Here is a 22020-nt window from a genome sequence, read left to right as displayed (position 1 = left end):
GGATATACGTCACGCCGACCAGGCCGCAGCCAACTTGCCCGGCGAGGCGAATCCGCTGCGACTCGCCGCCGGACAGCGTCGGCGCTTTGCGATCGAGCGTGAGGTATTCGAGCCCGACGTTCTCCAAGAAGCCCAGGCGACCGCGGATTTCCTTCAACACTTCGACGGCGATCAACTGTTGCGTCGCGTCGAGAATCAGGTCGGAGAAGAACGCCTGCGCGTCGGACACGGCAAGATGGCAGACTTCGGGCAGCGATCGCCACGGTTGATCTGCGAATTGCTCGTTGCGCGTCGTCAGCCGCACGGCGCGCGATTGTTCGTTCAGCCGCGCTCCGTGGCACGCCGTGCAATCGAGCACCCGCATGTATTTTTCGAGCTGCCGGCGCTGCATGCCGGACTGCGAGGCGCGGTACTTCGATTGCAATTCCGGGATGATCCCCTCGAATTTGCCGCCATATTTGTGGACGCCGGCGCCGTGCTTCCACGTGAACGTGATGTGCAGATCGCCAGTGCCCCAGAGCAACAGGTTCTGCAATTCCTCGGGCAGTTCTTCCCACGAGGTTTCGAGCAGCGTGCCGGCTTCCAACTCACGGACGCGTTCGACCGTCTCGGCGACCCCTTGGAAGATATGCTTCTTCCAGCGACCAAGTTCCTTCCAGGTGCCGATCAACTCGAAACAGCCCTGCATGAACGACTTCGCGGGCGCATGGACGAGCTTTTCCGGATCGAAGGTATACACCTCGCCCAGCCCGTCGCACTCGCGGCACATGCCTTGAGGACTATTGAAGCTGAACAATTGCGGCGACGGCGGCTCGAAGCTCAGGCCGCACGGAATGCAGGCGTAATGCGCCGAGAGCTGAATATCGCGGCTGTTCGACGCCGGCGCGTCGCCTGTGGTCGGCGTTTGTTCCTCGTCGACCGGCGCAGCGGGGCGCGCGGACTTCGCGGCGGGCGCATCGTCCTCCAGCGCGACAATCAAATTGCCTTGACCGAGCTTGAGCGCCTGGTCGACCGCTTCAGCGATGCGGGTTCGATTGGTCGCGCTAGCCGTGAGGCGATCGATGACCACTTCGATGTTGTGCCGCATCTGGCGATCGAGTTTCAAATCGTCGCTCAGCGACACGGCGCGGCCATCGACGCGCGCGCGGACGTAACCTTGCTTGAGCAAGTCCACGAACAGGTCGCGGTACTCGCCTTTTTGCCGCCGGATCAGCGGCGCCAGGATCAGAAACTTCGCCCCGGCCGGCAGCGTCGCAATGCGGCCGAGGATTTGTTCGCGGGACTGTGCGGTGATCGGCTGCCCGCAGGTAGGGCAGTGACCCTGGCCGACGCGGGCGTAGAGCACGCGCAGGTAGTCGTAGATTTCGGTGATCGTCCCGACCGTGGAGCGCGGATTCTGGCCGCTCGATTTCTGCGAGATCGAAATCGCGGGACTCAGCCCGGTGATCTGATCGACGTCCGGCTTGGGCATCTGCCCGAGAAACTGCCGCGCGAAGCTGGAGAGACTCTCGATGTAGCGCCGCTGCCCCTCGGCGTAGAGGGTATCGAACGCCAGCGAGCTCTTGCCGGAGCCGCTAACTCCTGTCAGGCAAATGAGTTGATTGCGTGGCAGGACGACGTCGACGTTACGAAGGTTATGCTCGCGGGCCCCTTTGATCGTAATATCCGAGGCAGCCATGCTTTATATCGCGCCAGTTCCGGTAGGGCGGGTCCAAGGTGGAATCCGTAATTGTACGGGCACAGCGGACGGGAGGTAGGTGTGCCCGGGAAGGAGAGGCCCGCGAAATGACGCGAGCGAGCGCGAAAAAGGGGCGAGCAGCGCGTTCGCAAATTGCCGGAACACATGCAGGCATACCAAAAAACACTAGGCCGACGCCTAACCGGTGGCAGTCCCGGGCAGGCGTCGGCCTTTCTCGTTGGATCTTGGCGCGAAGCTGGTTTCGCGACTACTTCTTGGCGGCGCCGGTGGTCTTCGTGGCGCGGGCCTTGGTCGACGGCTTGGCCTTCTTGGCAGCCTTCTTCTTCGGCGAGCGCTTGGCGGCAGCCTTCGGGGCGCCTGTGGTCTTCTTCTTCGACTTCGTCGCTTTCTTCGTGGCCATTTCCAAAAATCTCCTCAAGTGACGGCGCCCATGCAATCCATTCGTCCACATCTCCCCTGGGGCGCCGAACAAGGGGAAGCGTATGCCCGTTGATCTCACAGTCTGCCGCGACGCATCGCGGCGAACGGTTGATCGATGTACTTGGTTTCTCTAACGCGGAAGGTTCGCTCCACTTCGCCCACCCGCCGCTCGGTCGCAGCTTCGCGAAGCACTCGCTAACCCCCAACCCCCGCATTGAAGCAGGTTTCCCCAATTTGCGTCAAGGCGAGTTTGGATTTTGGGGAGGAGGAAAGGTATATAGGAGGAAGGGTGCATGTGTTTCTTGAAATACGTCGTGACACACGCGGGTCATGGTGATGGAGACGTAGAAAGACGGCGGAGTCGATCAGCAAAAGGCTTGAATCCTTTGGGACAGGCCAATGCCAACGAATCTACATCCAACTCTTTGGCAATTTGGCGGTATAACTCCCGAGCGCTTTCCCGAACCTCAGATTGTTCACGGACTTCCAAGAACCGAGCTTTCGGATTCCGATGGCGCTCAGGTGAGCCGATCTTAGGAATGACCGTCCCTAGAACCTTTGATATCGCCTTTTCGTCGGCCAACATCCAAGCGTCGAAGGCCTGGACGGCGACGCCGAATGCCCGTCTCACCGAAAAAACGTCGCTAGCCTGCGCCAATTCGACTTCATTATGCCGCTGCCGCTCGTCGTCCTCGTCGATGAGCGCGATCAGTAGCTCGAAATTGTTCTCTTCCGCAAAGCTTAACCAACCGAGAAACCGGCGCGTAAATCCTTGATATTTGCCGACTGGGGCATGCACGCGAACTTCACTGTCCCGCAACGGCCGGCAGGTGACGTCCAGTTTCAATCCGGTCAATTTTGCGACCAGTTCTTCGAGGGCGCCACTTAGCTCATGCGCTCCTTCGGCCACCAAGAGCGCCCTCGTCATGGCGTGGTAACCTCGTTCTCGGTCGCCGACGCAGACTCGGCCGTTTGGTCATTCGCCAAGTCCACATCTCCCACGCCAGTCCAGATTTCGCCCATCGTGAAGACCTTGCTCTGTTTTCTGACCTTCTCGATGTCGGAAAACTGGCGCACTCGAACATCGCCATTCTCGTCTTTGACGCAAAGTGTCACTTCGTCAGGCTGGAACAAGTCAACAAGGTACGGGGAATGTGTGGTCATGATGACCTGGGTATGACCTTGTTCTGCAACCAAGTCGCGCAGGATGGCGATGACTTCTTTCAATCGCTCAGGATGAATCCCGTTCTCCGGCTCTTCCAGCAACAACACACTTGGCGGCTGCGGGCTGTAGAGTATCGTCAGATACGCCAGCACAAGCAGTAGGCCATCGGACACCTGCGACGCGGGAATGGCATTCTCGACGCCCTTGAAGTGAAAGAAGAGACCTCGTCCATCCTGATCCGTCAACTGTTCGACAACATCGGCGCTTGGCTTCACGATTCGATAGGCGTGCGTTGTCGCTAGACTCAATTTCACTACGTTCGGAAAAACCCGACGAAGTCGCTCCTGAAGTTCGAGGTATTGACTTGGCTGACTTCCGGCGATGTCATCGAGCCATTGAACGAGCCCAAATCCGGAATGCTCCATCCGCATTTGTCGCCGCTGGTCAGGGGCGGCGGGCAATGCAAGGCTTCTAGGTTTCCAGTGATATTGATGAACGTTCCCAAGGGATCGACGAATAATCGCCTCAACATCCTTGCTGGTAGTAGAAGCTTCGCCGGCCCGCTGGCACACGTGTGACTGGTGTGGCCGCGATGTGTACTCATTAGTTTCATGGTTGAATACAACCTGTTCATAATGAGTACGAACGCTTCGCTGCTGTTCGTGAAATAGCACCTGCAATGAGTATTGGAATTCGTCGGTCATGACTTCAAAACTGACGATCGGCTCGGCCGCTCCATACGTAACTAAATCTCTGCCGGTCCAGCGTCCTTGAAACGCCTCACCAAGCGGCATCTCCACGCTCCGGCAAAGCGCCCCCAGCGCCTCCAAAATGCTCGTCTTGCCGGAGTCGTTTGGGCCGATCAGGACGTGCATCGGCGTCAGCTTGAGCTTGACGTCGCGGAGGGCTTTGTAGTTTTGGACGTGAAATTCGTGGATCATGGCGTCGTTTCCGCGCAGGTTGGGCGTCGGCCTCGGTAATTGTACACCATGCGAATTCGGCGGGCGGAGCCGATTTTTCCGCCTACGGACGCGTCGCCATGCGTTCCCGGTTGTCCGGCGTCAGGCGGAACAGCATAGCGCGGTTCGCGTCGGCGCCATGTTTGCCGACGGGGCCGGATTCATCAAGCGTTTCCAAGCGGCCGTGCGCGGCGAGCACGGCGCGGGATTTGAGCGGGGCGACGATATAGAGCGGGTCGCTCCCTTTGCGGTTCGCGAGGGCGTCGGCGAAATCGAATTCCTGGTCGTAGCGCGCCACGCGCGGTTCCAGGTAATAGGTAATCGCGTTATCCGGCAGACGGACCATGAAGATCGGCTCGGCCTGAACGCCGCGCGCGTTGATCCGCGTCGCCAATTCCGCCAAGGGTCGATAGGAATCATGCGCCGGCAATACGCCCCAAGCGACGCAGGTCATCACGCACCAGACGGTGCCGAACGCAATCCGCCGAACCCAGTCGATGCAGCGACGACGTTCCGCTTCGATCATCAGCGACAACCCGACGCCCGCGATGGCGATGGCCACGATCATGCCCCACTGACCGCGTGGCCCGGCGGCCAGAATCACGCACGTTGCAACGGACATGCCCACTGCGACCGCGCCCCACAGCCACCCAGAATGCAGTCGCACGGCGGAACGGCGGATCGCCAGGTATTGCGAGAATCCAATCGCCGCCAGCACCACGAACGGCGGCAACAGCGGAATCGTGTAGTGCTTGGCCTTGAACGCGCTGATGGAGAGTAGCGCCAAGCCCGGCAGCACCCAACAGATGAGCAGTCGGTAGATCGGCAACAGAAACGATCCATCGCGCACGGCGCGAAACAGCGCGAAGCCCGTGAAAGGCGTCCAGGGCAGCAGCAACAGCGGAATCAAATACAGATACGCGTACCACGGTTCATGGGCGCCCATATGTCCGCGGAAGCGGCCGAAATGGTGCAGCAGCAGGTTGTCCAGCATGGGCGGATATTCCCGCACCGCGAGCGCGAACCAAGGCACGATCAGCAGCCCGCAAATCATCCACCCGACAGGGCTCAAAAAGAACTTGAAGCCGCGCAAGTCTTGGCTCCACAGCAAGTACAACCCGCACGCGCCGCAAATAAACACCGGGCCGATCAACGCCTTGCACAAGAACGACAGCCCCAGGCAAGTGAAGAACACCCACGGCCACCAGCGTTCGGTCGCGCGGCCGACCGGACTTTCCACGTTGGCCCAGGCGAAGGCCAGCATCGCGCCGCAGACCGTGGTGCAGAGATGAATGTCGGACTCCGCCAGCCGCGCCTGCATCAACGTGGCGAACGTGGTGAGATGAATCAGGCCCGCCAAGAGACCGACCTGGCGTCCCCACCAGCGCGTGACCATCGCGGCGATCATCAGCGCCGTGAGTGCGGCGGAAACGATCGAAGGAAATCGCGCCGCCCATTCCGCGTCAGTTTGAAACAGCGTCAGCGAGCCCGCGATCAACCACGCCGTCAACGGCGGCTTGTCGGTGAACGGTACGCCCGCGATCGTCGGCACGATCCAGTTGCCGTCGCGCAACATTTCCTTGGCCGGCCCGGCGAAGGTGACTTCGTGATACGTCAGCGCGCGAGCTCCGCCGAGATTCATGCCCAAGAGCGTCAGGCCGAAGGCGAACAGCAGCGCGTACTCGAACCAGCGCAAGCGAATCGCGTCGGCGCCGCCGGAAAGCAGCCGCAAGCGAAAACTTGCGGGCGGCGTCAACGAAGGCCAAGGCGAACGCGCAACCTCGGTTGCCTTCTCGTGAGTTGCAAGCGCTGCCATGCTGCTGACCTCCGTGTCCGCAGGGTCGATTCGTGTTGACGGCGGGGCAGTATATGCCCCAGGTCGCCATCAGGTCGACGGCAGTCGCGATCCATCAGCGACGCTAAATAGGGGGCGTGCGAGGAGGGTAAAAAAACGAAGGCCGGCTGGGGACAGTGCCCACAGACCGGCCTTCTTGAGCTTCAAAACATGTGGTGGCCGCCTCGCCCGTCCGCACTCGACTTTGCGAGTCGAAAAGCGATACAGCAGCCCGTCGGCTACTCGCTAAGCGAGCCACCTCTGGTAAGGACTACACATAGATAGACCACCTCCTTTCCAACGGGATTTCCCCGCCTGCCCAGCCAGCCAGTCTGGCAGCACGCGGGCCTCTCGTCCGGCCCAAGCCACGTTCGCCCAGGCTCCAGGTGAACGCTTTCATCCTATGCCCACAGTGGCCAAATAGTCAAGAGAAATCGAAATGGTCGCGGTTGGTCGCTGCATCACGCTACCGCCGGGACACCGCCGCGGCGATCTCGGAGCGGGCGTCGATGCGGATCGCTGCGTCGTGCGGGCAATGAGTCACGCAGGCCGGCGATTGGCCCGGCAGCGTGCTGCACAGGTCGCATACCACGGCCCTGGATAATTCCTTCTCTTTTTCTTTTTCCGCGTCGGGGGCGCCTTCGGCCGCTTTGGGTTTTTCCCAATTGAAGAGGCCGTGCATTTGGATCGAGCCGTAAGGACATTGCTCCGCGCAGAGCGAACAGCCGATGCACCAGTCGCGAATCACGATCTGGCCGTTGTCGCCGCGATTGATCGCCCCCACCGGGCAACCAATCATACAGACCGGATCCAGGCACTCGCGACACGTCAAAGGAACCAGAAAACGCCCGAAGCGCGGGCCGTCGAGATACAGCCGCGTCCGCCCGTCGGCGTGCGTGTTGATGCAGGCCTGCACGCAATCGCCGCAGCGCGTGCAGCGATCGAGGTCGATCAGCATCAACTTCTGGCCCTGGAATAGCCCTAGCTCTTCGTACCGCGGCGAAGATTGCACCGGCGCCCGGGCTTCTCCAGGCACAGCCGCGACACGCTCGCTAGTATCCTTCGTTCGTTCCGTGACGACTTGCTGCACGCGCGCTTGCAGAGCGGGCGTTTTTTTCGCGAGGGCGTGAAATGTCTGGGCGTCAATCTTCACCAACTCGACGCGCGGCGGCGCGATTCCGGCGGGGCCCTTCGCTTCTTTTTGGCCGCTGTCCGGATGGTCGAACGCGACGCAGGTGGCGCTCCGCGCCTCGCCGGACATGACGCCCATCTCGCCGAGGAAATCGCCGCGCGTGAGATAGGCCAGCGTGCGGCGCGGACCGGAGGCCGTAGGGCGAGCGGTAATCGTGCCGGGAAGCGCGGCCGCGACGAGTGCGCGATTGAATCGCCGCAGTTCCACCTCGGGCCAGGCCTTGGGATCATCGTCGAACTGTGCGGCGAGGGCCGTCAACGTGTCGCTACTGATCGCCTTCAAAATGTCCGGCAGTTTCTTGCCAAACACGGCCGGGAGCGTGGGCAACTTGATCAAAGCATTGAGCGCTGCGGCCACATCGGCCGCCGTTTCGCCGGGTTGCTTGTGCGCCGCGGGGAGTAGTTTCAGCACCTTGCCGATGGCACTGTCGGGCACGGCTTCGGCCGTGAGTTGTGCCACGACTTGCTTGCAGACCGACGGCGTCAACTCTTCCGCGCGCACGAGCGAGGAGACGTTCTTGAGCACTTTGACGAGGCCGCTGCGGACGACGTAGATGCAATCCGAGGGCTCGTGCTCGTCAAAGACGATCTCGCCCGGCTGGAAGTTGATCAACTCAACTTGCTGGCACAGCTCGGCGAATTGTGCATCCGATAGGTACTCGAACAACGACAGCCGTCGCAAATGTCCGGCCAGCACCCGATCGCGATAGATCGCGTCCATTCGCGATTTGTAGCCTTCGTCGCGCTGCATCTGATCGAGCACGTCGCGCGTGAATTCCAGCAGATACCAATCTCGCGTCACCGACACCGTCGCAGAGCGCGGACTGCGGGTCAGGCAACTCATCTCGCCGAACAAGTCTCCTTCGTGCATCGGGGCGCGGAGGGCGTTGCGATCGATGTCGCTCGGGCCGTCGATGGGGATCAGCCGCGGTCCCTCATCCCGGACGAGTGAAGCCGCGCCAAACAGGGCTCGCGTTAGTTTTCCCCACCAACCGCTTGGCGGCGCGACGGCGGCCGCCTGACCAATGGACAAGCTCGCGAGCGCCGCTACGCGATCATTCACGCCGGCCTTGTCCGCCAGCCGCGCTGCGCGCTGCTCCAACGATTGAACTTCGCGTTCCAGCCAGGCGAGCCGCAGTGCATTCGGTTGCGCCTTGGCCTCTTCTAGTTGACCGCGGCGCAGGTCGAGCAGGTCTTCGGTCGTGAGGATATAGAAGGCCGTATAGCCCGCCTCACCTTGGCGGCAGATGATCGCGTCGTCGGGATCGACCGCGCTGAATTTCCGCAAGACGATCGAATCCGCCTTCGCCCCAAAATTCGGCCGCCGTTTCATCTGCGCAAAGATCTGCAAAGTCTCCAACCGCGCAGCGGACAGTTCTTCGTCGCCGAGCCGCGCGGAGAGTTTGCTTTCGAGGTCAGCGGTGGACATGAGGAGACGCTCGAGACGAATCGAACACTAGCCCGTAGCGCCAGCGAGGAGGAGTTGACGTCGGTGAGAGTTCGAGCCGGAAACTCTAAGCGAAGTCCGCTCTCCCTCGCTGGCGCTACGGGCTAGTGTAGCGGAAATTGCTAACTTGCTTGAGAGTACTCGGAATCCAGCGTCTCGTCGGCTTCTTCGCAATCCGCATGCGGCCGCCGCTCCTCCGCCAACACAAACAGCGGGCGGCCCTGCGATTCCCGGTAGATGCGGGCGACGTATTCCGCCACGACGCCCAGCGATACGAGTTGCACGCCAGCCAGCATGGCGATGCCGGCCGCGACAAGGCCCAGCGTTGAGACGCCGCTGGCGAAAATCGCATCCAGGATTACGCCGAGCGTGATACCGCCCGACAACAGCAGGGCCGCCATTCCGCAGAGGGTGATCCAACGCAGCGGGGCGTCGCTCAAGGCGCATAACGCGTCGAAGGCCAGTGCGAGGCGCTTCGTGAAGCCGTATTTCGTTTCGCCGCCGAGTCGCGCGTCGCGATCGTACAACACGCCGGTCTGGCGAAAGCCGACCCAGCTCAACATGCCGCGCACAAAGCGGCAGCGCTCCGGCAGCTTGTTGAACGCATCGACCACGGCGCGATCCAACAGGCGAAAGTCGCCCGTATCGATGGGCACATCGACGTCCGAGACGCGCTTGAGCAAGCGATAAAACAAATGACTCGTGAAGCGCGTGAACGCGGTTTCGCCATCCCGCGCGCTGCGCTGGGCGTACACGACGTCGAACCCGGCGCGCCATTGCGCGAACAGCGCGGGAATCAGCTCCGGCGGATCCTGACCATCGGCGTCAATCAGCACGACGGTCTGCCCGCGCGCGGCGAGCAATCCGCAGGTCGTGGCGGCTTCATGGCCGAAGTTGCGGCTGAAGAAATGATAGCCGACGCGGGCGTCGCGTTCGGCCAGGCGTCGCATGATCTCCGCCGAGCGATCGCGGCTGCCGTCGTCGACGAGGATAATCTCGTACTCGTCGGTCAGTCCGCCGAGCGCGCGGTGCAGTCGCTCGACCAACTCCGGTAAGCACGCTTCTTCGTTGAAAACCGGCGCGACGACCGAAATCAGCGGCCGCGACGCATTGCGCCGCCGCTCATCCGGGAACGCCGGTTTAGCTGTTGCGAACTGCATGAGGGTGCGCGTCCTTTCCCCCATCGGCGCTGGTGTCGAAAACTCAGATGCGGCAACCACGAGCGCGCCGTCGGGCGGCTATTTCACGTCGTGGGAATGTAGCGAAACCGCCAATTCTGGGAAAGACGAGTTCGGAGCTTTCGCGGACGCCGCTTGCTTACTTATTAATCACCACCGTGAAATAGCTCTTCACGACGCGATCGAAGTAGTCCGGGCGCATTTCTAGCGGCAACCCGTTGTAGGCGCAGTGGTTGCGAATCTGGCCCAGGAGGTCGCGAGGGTGGCAGCGGCGCATCGGGCGATTCGCGGCACGGTAGTGCGTCTCCAGAAGGTAGTTCACCACGTTTTCGCGGTACTCGCACTCGAACTGCTTCGAGTAGATCCGGAACAGGTCGTGGAATTCCTCCAAGGACGGGTTGCCGATTTCGATCTTGTACGGAATGCGGCGCAGGAACGCTTCGTCCACCAGGTCGGCTGGCTCCAGGTTGGTCGAGAAAATAATCAACTGCTCGAACGGCACCTGGATCTTCTTGCCGGTGGAGAGCGTGAGGAAGTCGTGCCGGTTTTCCAGCGGGACGATCCAGCGGTTGAGCAACTCAGCCGGCTCGATACGTTGCCGGCCGAAGTCGTCCACCAACAAGCAGCCGCAGTTGCTTTTCATCTGCAGCGGCGCTTCGCTGACGTTGCTCCGCGGATCGTGACGAATCTCCAACGTGTCCATCGTCATTTCACCGCCGACGACGACCGTCGGCCGACGAATCCGCACCCAGCGGCGATCGAACTCCGCGGACTTCAGCAGGCTGTGTTCCTTTTCTTCGACCGGCTCGTGGTAGGCCGCATCGTAGACCTTGATGATCTGCCCGTCTTCGATCACCGCGTGCGGCACCCAGATCTGCTGGCCGAAACACATCGTGATCCGCTTGGCGAGCGTCGATTTGCCGTTGCCGGGCGCGCCGTAGAGAAACATGCCGGCGCCGGAGTTGATCGCCGGCCCCAGGCTCTCGAACATGTTCTGATCGACCGAGATGCCTTCGAACGCCTTTTGCAACTGGTCGCGTTGCGGACTTTCGGCGCGAATGGTTTGAGCTTCGACCGAGAGCACGTAGTCCATCAACGGCACCGGCGCGGGACCGACATAGGCGCAGGCCTCGGAGAAACTCTGCGCGCGCTCGCGACCTTGTTCGGTCAGCGTGTAGTTGTAATCGCTCAACGGCGCCGACCCCGTGTGAACGAGGATTTGCCGTGAACGCAATGATTGATAGACGCCTTCCAGCGCCCCGAACGGCAAGCAGACCTGTTTGGAGATCCCGCGACCGCTGGCCGATCCGACGACGAGCAGAAACTTGCAAACCAAGGACTCGACAAACGTGATGCTGAGCCCGGTGTCCTCGATGGAGCGCGGTTCTGCTGGATGAAAGTTTTCGTCCGACAGAATCGAACTCAGAAACTCGGCGGAAAACCCGCTCGTCTCCGTGGCGGTAGTCATCGCGTCAGCCTTCCCAAAGCAGAAAAACAGCCAATCCGACAAGCGCGGCGCGCAGCGGCAGCTAAACAACTCTAGCCCGCGGTTTCTCGCACCTATTGGGTAGAAGCAACCGCGAAACACGCGAAATGACGCAAAAAGGGGAGGAGAAATGGGCCGGGGAAATCGGTCCACGGAATACACGGAATGACACAGAAAAGGATTCCATAAGTCCTCATTTTCCGTGTCTTTCCGCGTATTCCGTGGACCTATCCCTCTCCCACTTTCGCGCCATTTCGCGTCTTTCGCGGTTCCAAGTCCGAGTTTCTTCCCCAGCAATAAGCTAGTCTTTAGATAGACATTTCTATTGCGCCCTCCTTTGCGGCCTGTCGGCCGCCGATTTTGGCCCATGTTCGTGGTCCACGCGAGCTATTGTTGGAGTGCGGTGGAGTGCCGCCCCGTCGCGTTTCGGTCCGGCCACAGCCAAGGACGCTTGTTTCAGAGGAATCGCCAAGATGGTTGCAGCGCCGTCACAGACCTGGGAGCCGGTCGAAGCGAATTGCGATTTGGGCATGTTGCACCTCTGCCCCGACGGCAGCGTCGGCATCGGGGATCAGAAGTTTCGCCCCGAGGAAGCCGTGCAAGTACACGGCACGCCCTGGGCCGTCACTAAACCGTGCGGACTCGGAGCGGTGCTGCGGATTGTCCGGGAAGACGGCGCGGTCTCCGCGTATCGCTACTTCGAGGGCGCCTGGTTCCAGCTTCATTGGTGGCTGCAACTCGGCAAGCGCTGCCGCTTCGGCGGATTGCAACTGCGCGGCGACGGCCAGGTGAAACTTCTCGGCCCGTTGCGCGCGGATTCCGCCGGCATCTTTCCATCGATTCATCGCATGCTGCGCGATGACACGAAAACCGATCGCCCCGGCGAGCGCGTTCGTGTCGCCACCGGTCAAGGCGAAGCCGCCACGTTCGCCTTCCTTTCCGGCACCTGGTACGAGCTCACCGGACTGCTGGAAAAGAACCACGCCCAACTCGTTCGCGCCCGCTACGCAGGTCAAACGCGATTGCAATTCGCGCTCGCCATCGCGCTCGTCGTAGCCGTGGCTTGGTTCGCGGTGGAGAACTTGAAGTTGTGGCCGTGAGGAAGTAGGCCGAGTAGATGGTAGGCCGAGTAGTTAGTAGGTGAAGTAGTCAGTAGCTTCCCTCTACTTCACCTACTTACTACTTCACCTGCTCCACCTACTTCCTCCCACTTCCTCCTCACTCCGCCGGCAGCGTATGCCCCAACTTGTCGCGCTTCGTCGCCATATACCGCGCATTGTGTTCGTGGATCGGCGGCATAATCGGCACCTGATCGACCACTTCTAGGTCGAAGCCCCCGTAGATAAAGGCGTCCGTCTTCTTCGGGTTGTTCGTCAGTAACCGCACCTTGCGCAGGCCCAGGTCTTTCAGCAACTGAATGCCCACGCCGTAGTCGCGCGGGTCAGCTTTATATCCGAGCGCCAGGTTGGCCTCGACGGTATCCAGCCCTTGATCTTGCAGCGCGTAGGCTTTGACCTTTTCAATCAAGCCAATGCCGCGCCCTTCCTGTGGCAAATAAACCAGCACGCCGGTACCGGCCTCGCCGATGCGCTCGAGCGCCATCTGTAATTGATCGCCACAGTCGCAGCGCAGCGAACCTAGCAGGTCGCCGGTGAAGCAAGAGGAATGCAACCGCACCAGCGGCGCCTCGACCTTCGTGAGGTCGCCCATCACCAACACGATCGGTTCTTGCGCTTCGTGCTTCACGCCGTAGGCGATGAGCCGGAACTTGCCGTACCGCGTCGGCAGATCGGCCTCCGCCTGGCGGAAGACCAGCTTCTCGCGGATGCGGCGATAGCGAATCAATTCTTCGATCGACGTGATTTGCAGCCCAAACTTTTCCGCAATCGCGAACAATTGATCGCGATTCGCGCGATTGCCCTGTTCGTCGAGGATTTCGCACAACACGCCGGCCGGCGTCATGCCGGTCAGGCGGACCAGGTCGACGGTCGCCTCGGTGTGCCCAGCGCGGCGCAGCACGCCCCCTTCTTTGGCCCGCAGCGGATACAGATGCCCCGGGCGGACAAAGTCGCTCGGTTTGCTCGTAGGGTCGACGATTGCTTGGATTGTCCGTGCGCGCTCCTGGGCTTCGATGCCCGTTCGGACGCTGCGGTGGTCGACCGGAATCGTGTACGGCGTGCCCGTCGGACTCGTGTTCACGTCGACGATCGGGTCGAGCCGGAGCCGTTCGCAGATATCCGGCAGCACCGGCATGCAGACCTGGCCGCGGCCGTGCGTGATCATGAAGTTGACGATCTCGGGCGTAACTTTCTCCGCAGCGCAGATAAAGTCCCCTTCGTTCTCGCGGTCCTCGTCGTCAACAACGATGACCACCTCGCCCCGGCCCATCGCGGCCACGGCTTCGTCGATACTGGAAAAACGGTGCGGCACTTCGAGCATTCTCCCAAACGCCGTTGTGGCACGGTCTCCCGACCGTGCCACGGTGTGTGAGACCTTCGGTCGGTTCCGTGGCTCGGTCGGGAGACCGTGCCACAACGTAGGTCGGCCATCGCGTACACTATTATACAGGTAGCCAACCCACTCCGTCTCGCCCGCCATTGCTCGGCTCATGCTCGACCGCACCGAATACATCGAACAGGCCTATTTTTACCGGATGCTGCGGGAGCGCATGCAGCAGAACCTCGCCACGCAGGACCTGCTCGGCTCCATCCGGGAAGAAGTGCTGGCGACCACCAAGCTGCCAATGGCGCTCGATTTTCTCCAGGCCGAACTGCGACACTTGGGCGTCCTCGGCCCGGCGTTCGCGCGGCTGAAGCACTACTTCACCCCGTTTCAGACGTTTCTGGTCGAAGAATCCGAAAACGAGCGGGGACGATTTGATTTCCGCACGGCGCTCGAAATCCTGGAGCGCGAAGCCCTCTACCGCGCCGAAACGGCCACGCCGCAGGGCGTGTTCCTGTTCCAATTCGAAACGCTCTGCCGCAACCGGTTGGGCTACGACAAAGGCCTGGCCGCGATCGCCGACGACCCGATTTTCAACGCGGATTGGAAGGAGTGGATCCTCACCGTGCGGCGGCAAGTCGGCATCGTCGATTTCGCCGACCTGATCTACGTCCGCAGCAGTCTCTACGTGCAAAACCTGGCCAAGAAGCAAGACTTCACCAACCCGGAAGACGAACGCCCGGTCCTGTTCGGCGAAGCAGAAGGCCGCATCGCGCTGGCCAACCGGCGGAAAGACCCGCTGCTACTCTTCTCAGCGCTCCAGCGTCAACTCGGCTACCCTAGCGTCCCGCGCCCGAAGCCGGTGGACGACGTGAAAGAAAAGACAGAACAACTCTCCCGCCGTGTAGAACGCATGGAAGGCCGCTTGAAGCTGGTCGAGGAAGAACAACGCGGGGGGGTTGATATTACGAAGTTCTATGGGAAGGGAACGGAACTTTCCGACGAGAGCGAGGCCTCTTAACGCGTCAGGAGGTATGCACATGCAAGTCGATCTGAAGAAAGACATGACGGAGATACGGGCGATGCTCGTCGAGGGCGTGCGAAAGTACGCCGAGAAGCACGTCCATCCCAAAGCGAAGGCGAAATTCGGCCCGGTCACCGCCATCGCCGTGGTCTTCGACTGCGGCACTGGCGCTCGTGTCAGCTTGAATTTCGAAACGCGTCTCGACTACGAACCGGATGGCACCTGGACGCATACGGCTCTTGTGGAACTCGACCGGCCGAACTGGGAACAAGCCTACGAGGCGCTAGAAGAAAAAGGCGTACAATTCATTCTGCTGAACGGCAATCCAAAGAAACTCAAAGCCGGGACGGATGACGAGAAGTACATCGAAGTCTTCGGAGAAGCGTTGGTTTCGTTGCTTAAAGAATCGCGCGACAGCGGTGTGTTCGCCACTTTGCCACGAGCGCCGCGTTGCGAGTTGTTCGTCGAGGAGCAAACTGGCATGTTCGCCTGGCCCTGGTACGAGAACCGCGGAAAAGACAATTTGATCTAGCACTTCGCCCAAGCCCAGGGAAGGCCACCGAAGTCGATCCCTCATGCCACGACTCCGAGGGCCTTCCCTGGGTTCCTGCGTATCAGCCCAGTTGTGGCACGGTCTCCCGACCGTGCCACCAGTCCGACCGAAGGTCTCCCACGCCCTTGCAAGAACACCACGGCCCGCTATCCGTGCGCTCCGCGTGATATCCGCTCCGCCCTGCCGCCATAGCCCGCATGGATACGGACGAACCAGCCACCGTGCCGCCGCCGCACACCGCGGTGCTCCGCGCCCCGCCGGCGGTGCCGGCGGTGCTGGCGATCGTCGCTGTGCAGTTGCTCGTCGACTACTTCGCCGTACCCACCTTCTATGCTATGGATCTCTCGGATCCCGCCGAGGGCTTCGTCGTCTGCACGCTGTTCGGCTCGATGATGGCCCAACTCGCGCTCCTGGTCGGCTATCAGGCCTGGGGCCGCGACAATTGGCTACGCCGCTGGGCAAAGTCCGCCTTCCTCGCGGTGCTTTGCTGGGCCACCTTCGCCGCCGGCGCCATGAGCACCGGCGATTCCTTCGAAGTCGGCTCGATCGCCCAACTACTGGGCGTCGTCATGGCCGGCCTGTTCCTGTTCCTGATGATCCCGATGTGGGGAACGCGTTGGCTCCTCGGCCTGCGATTCGATCGAGCCACACCAAGCGACGGAGCTGAACCGAGCCGCTCGCAGTTTCAATTGTGCGATCTCTTCGTAGTCACGCTCGCCGCAGCCGTCGTCTTCGCCATCCTGAAATCCGCGGCCGGGCAAGAAATCGTCGATCAGGATTGGTCCCTCTCCTGGAACGAACTCGGCGGCCTGGCGATCTTCCTGTCGCTGATGACCGCGCTGTGTGCCTTTGCGGCGATCCCTACCGCGTGGGTCGGCCTCGGCAAACATCGCTGGGGGCTGGCCTTCGCGGGACTGGCCGTTTACCTGGCGGCCGCGGTGACAGTGGAGCGTTTCGTGTTCTATGCGTACGGCGACCGCAATTCCGCCGGCTGGTTGATCGTAGCCGAACTGAATGCGGGTGTCGTGGCGCAGGTGTTGTTCACCGCACTGCTCTTGCGCTGGTGCGGCTACCGGCTGCACTTCCACCGCAAGCGAAACTCCCATCCAACCATCGACGTAGGGCGGGCCGCGCAAGAGCAGAATGTCCTATCGAACTAAGTACACCCGCATAAAGTTTGCTGCGGGGTGCCACTGGCGGCTTGTCCGCCAGTGCTGGAGTTGGGCTTGCTATCGAGATCAAAACCGCACTGGCGGACAAGCCGCCAGTGGCACCCATCGCATTATTACTTCGGCGTGTGCACTTAGCTCTCATCAACCAAGTCCAAGCCTGCTATCGCTGAACATACAAGGCCCGCCGCGCTCAGCCAGGCAGTTTCGCGGCCAAGTACGCACCGGCCGAAATGGTCAAGCAGAGGCCGACGATCTTCCAGAAGGCTGCGCGCTTGTTCAATTCCTGCAGGTCAAAAAACGCTAGCACGTGTGGCCGCATGAAGTAGGAGAAGACCAAACTGTGGAGCAACACTCGAAAACAATGCTTCAAGACGGCCAGCTCTGGATCTCGCGGTCCGTCCACTTGCTCCGCGTAGGCCAAGAACATTAGCGCGGCCGACGCATTGCGGAAAACTCCGTACATAAAGTAGAAGGCCGAGCACCACCAACCCCACTGCGCACCTCGCCACATGCCAACTCCGCTGGCAAGGGTCAACAACGCAAGAAAGGTTACGCTAACAAACTCCAACTCAGGCGGCACGCCGATCGCCTGCATTGGCGATTCCACGTCGGACAAGTCTTTTGCAATCGAACAAACTAGGAAGAATGAAACGCTGCCGCCGATCAAATTCAACAGCGCCAAAATCGCAACGCCCCGCGGGCGAACTCGCGGGACGACTTGATAGTTCCGCGACTTTGGAATAGGCGGGAGGGATGCGTCTTTCACATTTTTTGCCTATTCGCGGCACCGCTGACTAAATTGTCAATCAAACAAAAATCGCTTCCAATGTGGCGTCGTTGCATCCTCCGCCACCCGCCAGCCTTGCGTCTCAGCAAGCTGTTCCGGCGACCAGATCAAGATCCAAGAAGCGTGGCTCGGCATAATGTGTTCGTCGAGCTTGTTGTACATCACGAACTCGCGCACGCCGATGTCGTCGAACAAAAACCGCGGCTGCTCGAAGGACACGCTGTAGGCGTTGGCGCTCGGCGTGTAATGATACGTCTCGATACCCACCACGTCAGGATAGTAATCCTTCCAGACCGCGTTCATCGACGAGGGGAAGCTGCCATACTCGGTGCGGTGCCGTTCGATGGCTTCGATGATCTCGCGGGAGTTGAGAATCGCAAACTCGCGACTGTAGTTCGTCGCCCGCCCGGCGAACGCCCATTGAATGCCCAGCGCGCCCAGCGGAATCGCGATCAAGTACAGCGGCGCGGGATGGATGCCGGCCCGTGGCGCCGCTTTCAACTTCTTAAGTAGCGCCGTGAGCTTGACGACGATCCAGCCGCAGAGCGCCATCAAGCAAATCGCCAACGAAGTACTCTCGCCAAACAGCACGATCAGCGCAGCCAGCAACGCCAGCACACTCCCCGTCACCAAGGCGACTAGCCCGAAATAGAACGACTTGCCGGAACCCGCGGCCTCGTGCCCGCCGCCCCAACGCCGCGCCACTTCATAGATCAACCAAATCGCGCCCCAGGGGACCAGCAGCAGTTCGCCCAAACACAACAATTGCGCAAACAACGACAGATCCGCCGCCAACGGATCATACCCGCCAGGAAAATGCGGGTAGAAAATAACGACGACGAGGAGCGCGATGATCGCGTTGATGCAGAACAAGTGCTTCGTCATGTCACTTCCAACAAGCTGGGTGCCTGGGGCTGAGGCGCGTCACTAACCTATGCAATGCCAAACAAGCTGGGGAATCGCTGCAACTACCTGACACACGAACCGAAGCACCAGCGCGTTGGACTTCGATTCGGTGTATCACATGCCCCTGCCCCAGGCACCCGCGCGCATTGAGTGCGACGCCAATCCGGGCGCGCTCCAGGCGCTGACGCTTCTGGCTCTATGACGCTACTAAGCGAGCCTGTTTCGCCATTCAAGCATTCAAGCATTCGACATTCAAGCTTGATTCGTCATTCGGATTTCGTCATTCGACATTCCACTCCTACGCCTTGAGCTGCTCGTCATGCCGCATCCCGCTCGGCGGTTGGTCGGCGCGGTGGACGTTTGCCAGGGCCGACTTCGCTCCGGCGTGTTGCTCCACGTCGTTGTCTTCCCATTCAATCGACACCGCGCCGCTGTAGCCGACGCGATTTAGCTCCACCATCAGTTCTTCGGTGTTCGTCGCATCACGGGCGGTGCCGGCGGTGACGAAGTTCCAGCCGTTGTGGCGATCGCCCATCGGTTGGTGGCCGCCGAGACGACCATTGCGCGTGTAGCCGCGGATCACCTGCACGCCCTTGATGTGCGCGCAGTGGATGCGGTGGCCGTGCGTGCGGATGAAGTCGACGCCGGAGACTCCTTGCCACTCCATGTGCGAACAATCGAAATTGAACCCGGCGACCTTCTCATAGCCGGCCTTGTCGAGCGCGGCCAGGTATTGCCCGGCGCTGGTGATATCGCCCATCGCCCGTTCGCTGGGATGGCATTCCAGGTCATACGTCGTGCCGTATTTCTTACAAGCGTCGAACACCGGCGCGAAACGCTCGACCAGCAGTTGCAGGCTGGTTTCGTACACGCACGGAATCGGATACCCGCCCAAGGACTTCGGCAACGGCGGAAACAAAAACCAATGACTCCAGCAATGGGCCGGCGAGCCGACGAAGCCGCTCACCGGCACGGTGCGGTTTTGCAGTTTGCCGACGTAATGGGCCAGCCGCACGGTGTTCACGAGCGCCGTCGACGATTGCTTCCGCGCGATTTCCGCCACGTCCGCCGGCACGAAGTACGGGTCGGTCCGCGGCGGCTCGTGGCCGGCTTTCCGCCAGGCGGCGTAGGCCTCGACCGATTCGCCGCCAATGAATTGCAACGTCTTGGCGCTCGGCTCATCGCCCAGGGCCTGGCCCTGCAGGTGCGCGGCCAACGAAAAAATTTCCAGTCCGCGCGATTTCGCTTTGCCAACCCGTTCTTCGGCGTACTTGGCGGCCCCGGCGTCGTCGCCGCAGCGTCCGAGGTCGAGTTCCCAACTGGCTTCTTCCCAACCATCGAAGCCGGCGTCCGCGATCCAATCGAGCCACTTCGTCTCGTCCACGTTGCCGAACTGGCCGCGGACGAGGCCGATTTGGTGGTACGAATGCTTGCCGTGGCGATGCGTGGCCGTTTGCTGATGACCGCTCATGATGGGAACACTCACTCGGGCATGTGGGGTGGCGATGAATCCGTGGGAAAGTCCGGTCATGCTAGCGACGGGAAAATCGAGTGTCAACGAGCCGGAAGCTGTTGCTGGGTAATGGATTGGGGAGTAGGCGGAGTAGGCGAAGTAGGCGCAGTAGGTGAAGTAGAGTTGATCTGCGTTCCTGCTACTCCACCTACTTACTACTTCACCTACTCCCTATTCCACCTACTTATTAGAATCCCCTTCCCGATTAAGCCCCCTCCGGATTTCCGCCATGGCCGGCGAGCATCTTGATCTCGAATCTTCGCCGGGTGGAACGGCCGACAAGCCGTCTGGGCAGCGCCGCTTCATCGGTATCAATTTCGCCTGCTGCGATCGCTACGCGCGGATCTACGTCAACCGCGAGGAAACGGCCTACGTCGGCAACTGCCCGCGCTGCCTGCGCCAAGTCACGCTCAAAATCGGCCCCGGCGGGTCCTCAGAGCGGTTTTTCACCGCGTATTGAGCAAAAAGCGGAAATCCCGTAGGATTCGCCGCGCTTCTTATCGGATGGAACCGCGAAATGCGCGAAACATCGCGACAGGGGAGCTGGGGGCTTTGTCCACCGAATACACGGTAGTACGCGGAAAAGTTCCGAGGTCTTTTGCTTGTTGTGGCACGTCTTGTTGTGGCACGGTCTCCCGACCGTGCCACCGGGTCGACCGAAGGTCTCCCAGTTTCGCACATCAATGAGTCTGCCAAGGATCGACAGCATAAACTTCGCACTCCCCCTTCCTCTCTTTCTCGCCATTTCGCGTCTTTCGCGGTTCCAACCATGACCGACATCGAAGTCCAACGCTGTTCGCGACATTGCTCCGTCTCGGGGCGGCGGCTGGAGGACGGTGAGGAGTACTTCACGGAGTTGCGCTCCCAAGGCGCGGACTTGGAGCGCGTGGACTACTCAGTCAGTGCGTGGACGGGACCGCGGGACGAGACGATTTCCTGGTGGAAGTCGCGCGTGCCGACGCCGGAGACGCGCCGCGCGCGCTGGGCGCCGAACGACGTGCTGTTGGAAGTGTTTCAGGACTTGCTGACGCGGCCGGAACAAGCGGACAAGTGTTATGTGATGGCGTTGTTGCTCGTGCGGCGCAGAATCCTCCGTCTCGAAGAGACGGAACAATCGCCACAAGGCGAAGCGCAATTGGCCCTGTACTGCCCACGCGATGAAAAGACGTATCACGTGCCAGTCCAAACGCCGGACGAAGCAAGAATCGAAGAGATCCAGCGCGAACTGGAACAACTCCTGTTCGCCGGCGGCGAACCCATCGGGAAGGTTGGAGCGCAGCGCGAGAGTGCCCCGACTGAAAACTGAACACTGAAAACTTCAAACTAACGTACACGTTCAAGGATGAACGCGTGGGGCGAGCTTCGGCAATTTGGTTGTTCGTGCTAATCGCGATCGTGTGCGGCGGCGGGGCGAGCTGTCCCAAAGTCGTGCAGCCGTTCGCGGCCGTGCCGCAACCGGTCGTCGGGCCGGCGCCGTCGCTCGAGGAATTGGCGCGCGTCGTCAACGACAACAGTACGAAGATTCGCGCGGTCAGCACCGTGGACGCCAAGATCAGCGTGCCGGGGCATGCGTTGCTGCCATCGGTCAAAGCGAGCATGGCCTGGGAGCGCGGCCGCCACTTTCGCTTGACAGGCGGGACCGCATTTACCGGGCCCGAAGTCGATCTTGGCAGCAACGACCAGTTGTTCTGGATCTGGATGCGGCAGTCCGCCGAGCCGGCAATTCTCTACTGCCATCATCAAGATTTTCCAAACACAGAACTGGCCCGCGTCTTTCCTGTCGATCCCGAATGGTTGATCGACGCCTGCGGACTACCCATCGTCGATTTGAACCGGCAGCACTTTGGCCCATATCTATTGGCGACGTCGGAAGGAGAGAGCCCGCGCTACGGCCTCTACACCGTGCTGCAAACGCCGCGCGGCCCGGTGACCAAGACGATCGTCATCGACGGCGTGACCGGCTGGGTAGTGCAGCAATCGCTCATCGACCCGGCCGACTCGACCGGCCAGCCATTTGCCGTCGCGGTCGCCGAGGACTTTCAGCGCGACGCCCTCACCGGCGCTTTCACTCCGCGCAAAATCAAGCTGCAGTGGCCGAAACAGCAGTTCGGCCTAGAAATCGATCTCGGCACACTCAGCACCAATGAAGCCGCGGCTCAGAACGCCGACACCTGGGCAATGCCCGAATACGAAGGCGCAGTCCCCGTCAATCTGGCCGACCCGCGCGTCCGCATCGCCGAGATC

19 protein-coding genes are annotated in these 22020 nt (G+C 61.0%); 7 read left to right on the top strand and 12 right to left on the bottom strand.

What is annotated here, in order from left to right; all coding sequences use genetic code 11:
- From SGJ19_09850 to SGJ19_09815, 8 genes are all read right to left on the bottom strand, one after another.
- A partial coding sequence (locus SGJ19_09850) for an excinuclease ABC subunit A (protein ID MDZ4780543.1) occupies nucleotides 1-1678 on the bottom strand: 1678 nt, incomplete at its 3' end.
- A gap of 268 nt (nucleotides 1679-1946) precedes the next feature.
- Nucleotides 1947-2099: a hypothetical protein gene (locus SGJ19_09845; protein MDZ4780542.1), complete on the bottom strand. Its 153-nt coding sequence runs from the start codon at nucleotides 2097-2099 to the stop codon at nucleotides 1947-1949.
- A 348-nt stretch (nucleotides 2100-2447) separates the two neighbouring features.
- On the bottom strand, nucleotides 2448-2975 hold the full coding sequence (locus SGJ19_09840; protein ID MDZ4780541.1) for a DUF4276 family protein: 528 nt from the start codon (nucleotides 2973-2975) through the stop codon (nucleotides 2448-2450).
- 68 nt (nucleotides 2976-3043) lie between these two features.
- The gene (locus tag SGJ19_09835; protein MDZ4780540.1) at nucleotides 3044-4225 is read right to left on the bottom strand and encodes an AAA family ATPase; all 1182 of its coding nucleotides are present in this window, start codon (nucleotides 4223-4225) and stop codon (nucleotides 3044-3046) included.
- A gap of 82 nt (nucleotides 4226-4307) precedes the next feature.
- Nucleotides 4308-6059 (bottom strand): glycosyltransferase family 39 protein, encoded by a 1752-nt coding sequence (locus SGJ19_09830; GenBank protein ID MDZ4780539.1) that lies wholly within the window; start codon nucleotides 6057-6059, stop codon nucleotides 4308-4310.
- A gap of 484 nt (nucleotides 6060-6543) precedes the next feature.
- Nucleotides 6544-8697 carry a 4Fe-4S binding protein gene (locus tag SGJ19_09825; GenBank protein MDZ4780538.1) on the bottom strand — a complete coding sequence of 718 codons (2154 nt, stop codon included), beginning with the start codon at nucleotides 8695-8697 and terminating at the stop codon, nucleotides 6544-6546.
- A 140-nt stretch (nucleotides 8698-8837) separates the two neighbouring features.
- Nucleotides 8838-9875: a glycosyltransferase family 2 protein gene (locus SGJ19_09820; protein ID MDZ4780537.1), complete on the bottom strand. Its 1038-nt coding sequence runs from the start codon at nucleotides 9873-9875 to the stop codon at nucleotides 8838-8840.
- 157 nt (nucleotides 9876-10032) lie between these two features.
- The gene (locus tag SGJ19_09815) at nucleotides 10033-11361 is read right to left on the bottom strand and encodes an AAA family ATPase (protein MDZ4780536.1); all 1329 of its coding nucleotides are present in this window, start codon (nucleotides 11359-11361) and stop codon (nucleotides 10033-10035) included.
- A 491-nt stretch (nucleotides 11362-11852) separates the two neighbouring features.
- On the opposite strand from SGJ19_09815, the gene SGJ19_09810 reads away from it, so the two are divergent.
- A complete protein-coding gene (locus SGJ19_09810; protein MDZ4780535.1) occupies nucleotides 11853-12479 on the top strand; it encodes a hypothetical protein in 627 nt (208 codons plus the stop codon).
- Nucleotides 12480-12597: 118 nt separating this feature from the next.
- On the opposite strand, the gene ribB is transcribed toward SGJ19_09810, so the two are convergent.
- Complete coding sequence (ribB, locus tag SGJ19_09805) at nucleotides 12598-13818, bottom strand: 3,4-dihydroxy-2-butanone-4-phosphate synthase (GenBank protein ID MDZ4780534.1); 1221 nt, start codon at nucleotides 13816-13818, stop codon at nucleotides 12598-12600.
- A 169-nt stretch (nucleotides 13819-13987) separates the two neighbouring features.
- On the opposite strand from ribB, the gene SGJ19_09800 reads away from it, so the two are divergent.
- From SGJ19_09800 to SGJ19_09790, 3 genes are all read left to right on the top strand, one after another.
- Entirely contained in the window at nucleotides 13988-14842 is an 855-nt protein-coding gene (locus SGJ19_09800; GenBank protein ID MDZ4780533.1) for a hypothetical protein, read from the top strand.
- Nucleotides 14843-14861: 19 nt separating this feature from the next.
- A complete protein-coding gene (locus tag SGJ19_09795) occupies nucleotides 14862-15377 on the top strand; it encodes a hypothetical protein (GenBank protein MDZ4780532.1) in 516 nt (171 codons plus the stop codon).
- 218 nt (nucleotides 15378-15595) lie between these two features.
- The gene (locus SGJ19_09790; GenBank protein MDZ4780531.1) at nucleotides 15596-16558 is read left to right on the top strand and encodes a hypothetical protein; all 963 of its coding nucleotides are present in this window, start codon (nucleotides 15596-15598) and stop codon (nucleotides 16556-16558) included.
- 202 nt (nucleotides 16559-16760) lie between these two features.
- Here the strand turns inward: SGJ19_09790 and SGJ19_09785 are convergent, their stop codons facing one another.
- The 3 genes from SGJ19_09785 to SGJ19_09775 all read right to left on the bottom strand — a co-directional run bounded on the left by SGJ19_09785 (nucleotide 16761) and on the right by SGJ19_09775 (nucleotide 19734).
- Nucleotides 16761-17186: a hypothetical protein gene (locus tag SGJ19_09785; GenBank protein ID MDZ4780530.1), complete on the bottom strand. Its 426-nt coding sequence runs from the start codon at nucleotides 17184-17186 to the stop codon at nucleotides 16761-16763.
- Between the two features lie 186 nt (nucleotides 17187-17372).
- Nucleotides 17373-18242: a hypothetical protein gene (locus SGJ19_09780; protein MDZ4780529.1), complete on the bottom strand. Its 870-nt coding sequence runs from the start codon at nucleotides 18240-18242 to the stop codon at nucleotides 17373-17375.
- Between the two features lie 319 nt (nucleotides 18243-18561).
- Nucleotides 18562-19734 carry a sugar phosphate isomerase/epimerase gene (locus SGJ19_09775; protein MDZ4780528.1) on the bottom strand — a complete coding sequence of 391 codons (1173 nt, stop codon included), beginning with the start codon at nucleotides 19732-19734 and terminating at the stop codon, nucleotides 18562-18564.
- A gap of 271 nt (nucleotides 19735-20005) precedes the next feature.
- Between SGJ19_09775 and SGJ19_09770 the strand changes: the two genes are divergently transcribed.
- The 3 genes from SGJ19_09770 to SGJ19_09760 all read left to right on the top strand — a co-directional run.
- Entirely contained in the window at nucleotides 20006-20236 is a 231-nt protein-coding gene (locus SGJ19_09770; protein ID MDZ4780527.1) for a hypothetical protein, read from the top strand.
- Between the two features lie 309 nt (nucleotides 20237-20545).
- The gene (locus tag SGJ19_09765; protein ID MDZ4780526.1) at nucleotides 20546-21082 is read left to right on the top strand and encodes a hypothetical protein; all 537 of its coding nucleotides are present in this window, start codon (nucleotides 20546-20548) and stop codon (nucleotides 21080-21082) included.
- Nucleotides 21083-21126: 44 nt separating this feature from the next.
- The coding region (locus SGJ19_09760) for a hypothetical protein (GenBank protein ID MDZ4780525.1) at nucleotides 21127-22020 on the top strand (894 nt) is incomplete at its 3' end.

The sequence above is a fragment of the Planctomycetia bacterium genome (assembly GCA_034440135.1).
Lineage (GTDB): Bacteria > Planctomycetota > Planctomycetia > Pirellulales > JALHLM01 > JALHLM01.
The sequence above is the reverse complement of the archived record's forward strand: the minus strand, read 5'-3'. Positions and strand labels throughout refer to the sequence as shown.

Coding starts and splice junctions, on each gene's coding strand:
- SGJ19_09795 (MDZ4780532.1), top strand. CDS start 14,862: ATGCAAGTCGATCTGAAGAAAGACATGACGGAGATACGGGCGATGCTC.
- SGJ19_09775 (MDZ4780528.1), bottom strand. CDS start 19,734: ATGAGCGGTCATCAGCAAACGGCCACGCATCGCCACGGCAAGCATTCG.
- SGJ19_09815 (MDZ4780536.1), bottom strand. CDS start 11,361: ATGACTACCGCCACGGAGACGAGCGGGTTTTCCGCCGAGTTTCTGAGT.
- SGJ19_09790 (MDZ4780531.1), top strand. CDS start 15,596: ATGGATACGGACGAACCAGCCACCGTGCCGCCGCCGCACACCGCGGTG.
- SGJ19_09845 (MDZ4780542.1), bottom strand. CDS start 2,099: ATGGCCACGAAGAAAGCGACGAAGTCGAAGAAGAAGACCACAGGCGCC.
- SGJ19_09765 (MDZ4780526.1), top strand. CDS start 20,546: ATGACCGACATCGAAGTCCAACGCTGTTCGCGACATTGCTCCGTCTCG.
- SGJ19_09770 (MDZ4780527.1), top strand. CDS start 20,006: ATGGCCGGCGAGCATCTTGATCTCGAATCTTCGCCGGGTGGAACGGCC.
- SGJ19_09810 (MDZ4780535.1), top strand. CDS start 11,853: ATGGTTGCAGCGCCGTCACAGACCTGGGAGCCGGTCGAAGCGAATTGC.
- SGJ19_09825 (MDZ4780538.1), bottom strand. CDS start 8,697: ATGTCCACCGCTGACCTCGAAAGCAAACTCTCCGCGCGGCTCGGCGAC.
- SGJ19_09780 (MDZ4780529.1), bottom strand. CDS start 18,242: ATGACGAAGCACTTGTTCTGCATCAACGCGATCATCGCGCTCCTCGTC.
- SGJ19_09830 (MDZ4780539.1), bottom strand. CDS start 6,059: ATGGCAGCGCTTGCAACTCACGAGAAGGCAACCGAGGTTGCGCGTTCG.
- ribB (MDZ4780534.1), bottom strand. CDS start 13,818: ATGCTCGAAGTGCCGCACCGTTTTTCCAGTATCGACGAAGCCGTGGCC.
- SGJ19_09800 (MDZ4780533.1), top strand. CDS start 13,988: ATGCTCGACCGCACCGAATACATCGAACAGGCCTATTTTTACCGGATG.
- SGJ19_09835 (MDZ4780540.1), bottom strand. CDS start 4,225: ATGATCCACGAATTTCACGTCCAAAACTACAAAGCCCTCCGCGACGTC.
- SGJ19_09820 (MDZ4780537.1), bottom strand. CDS start 9,875: ATGCAGTTCGCAACAGCTAAACCGGCGTTCCCGGATGAGCGGCGGCGC.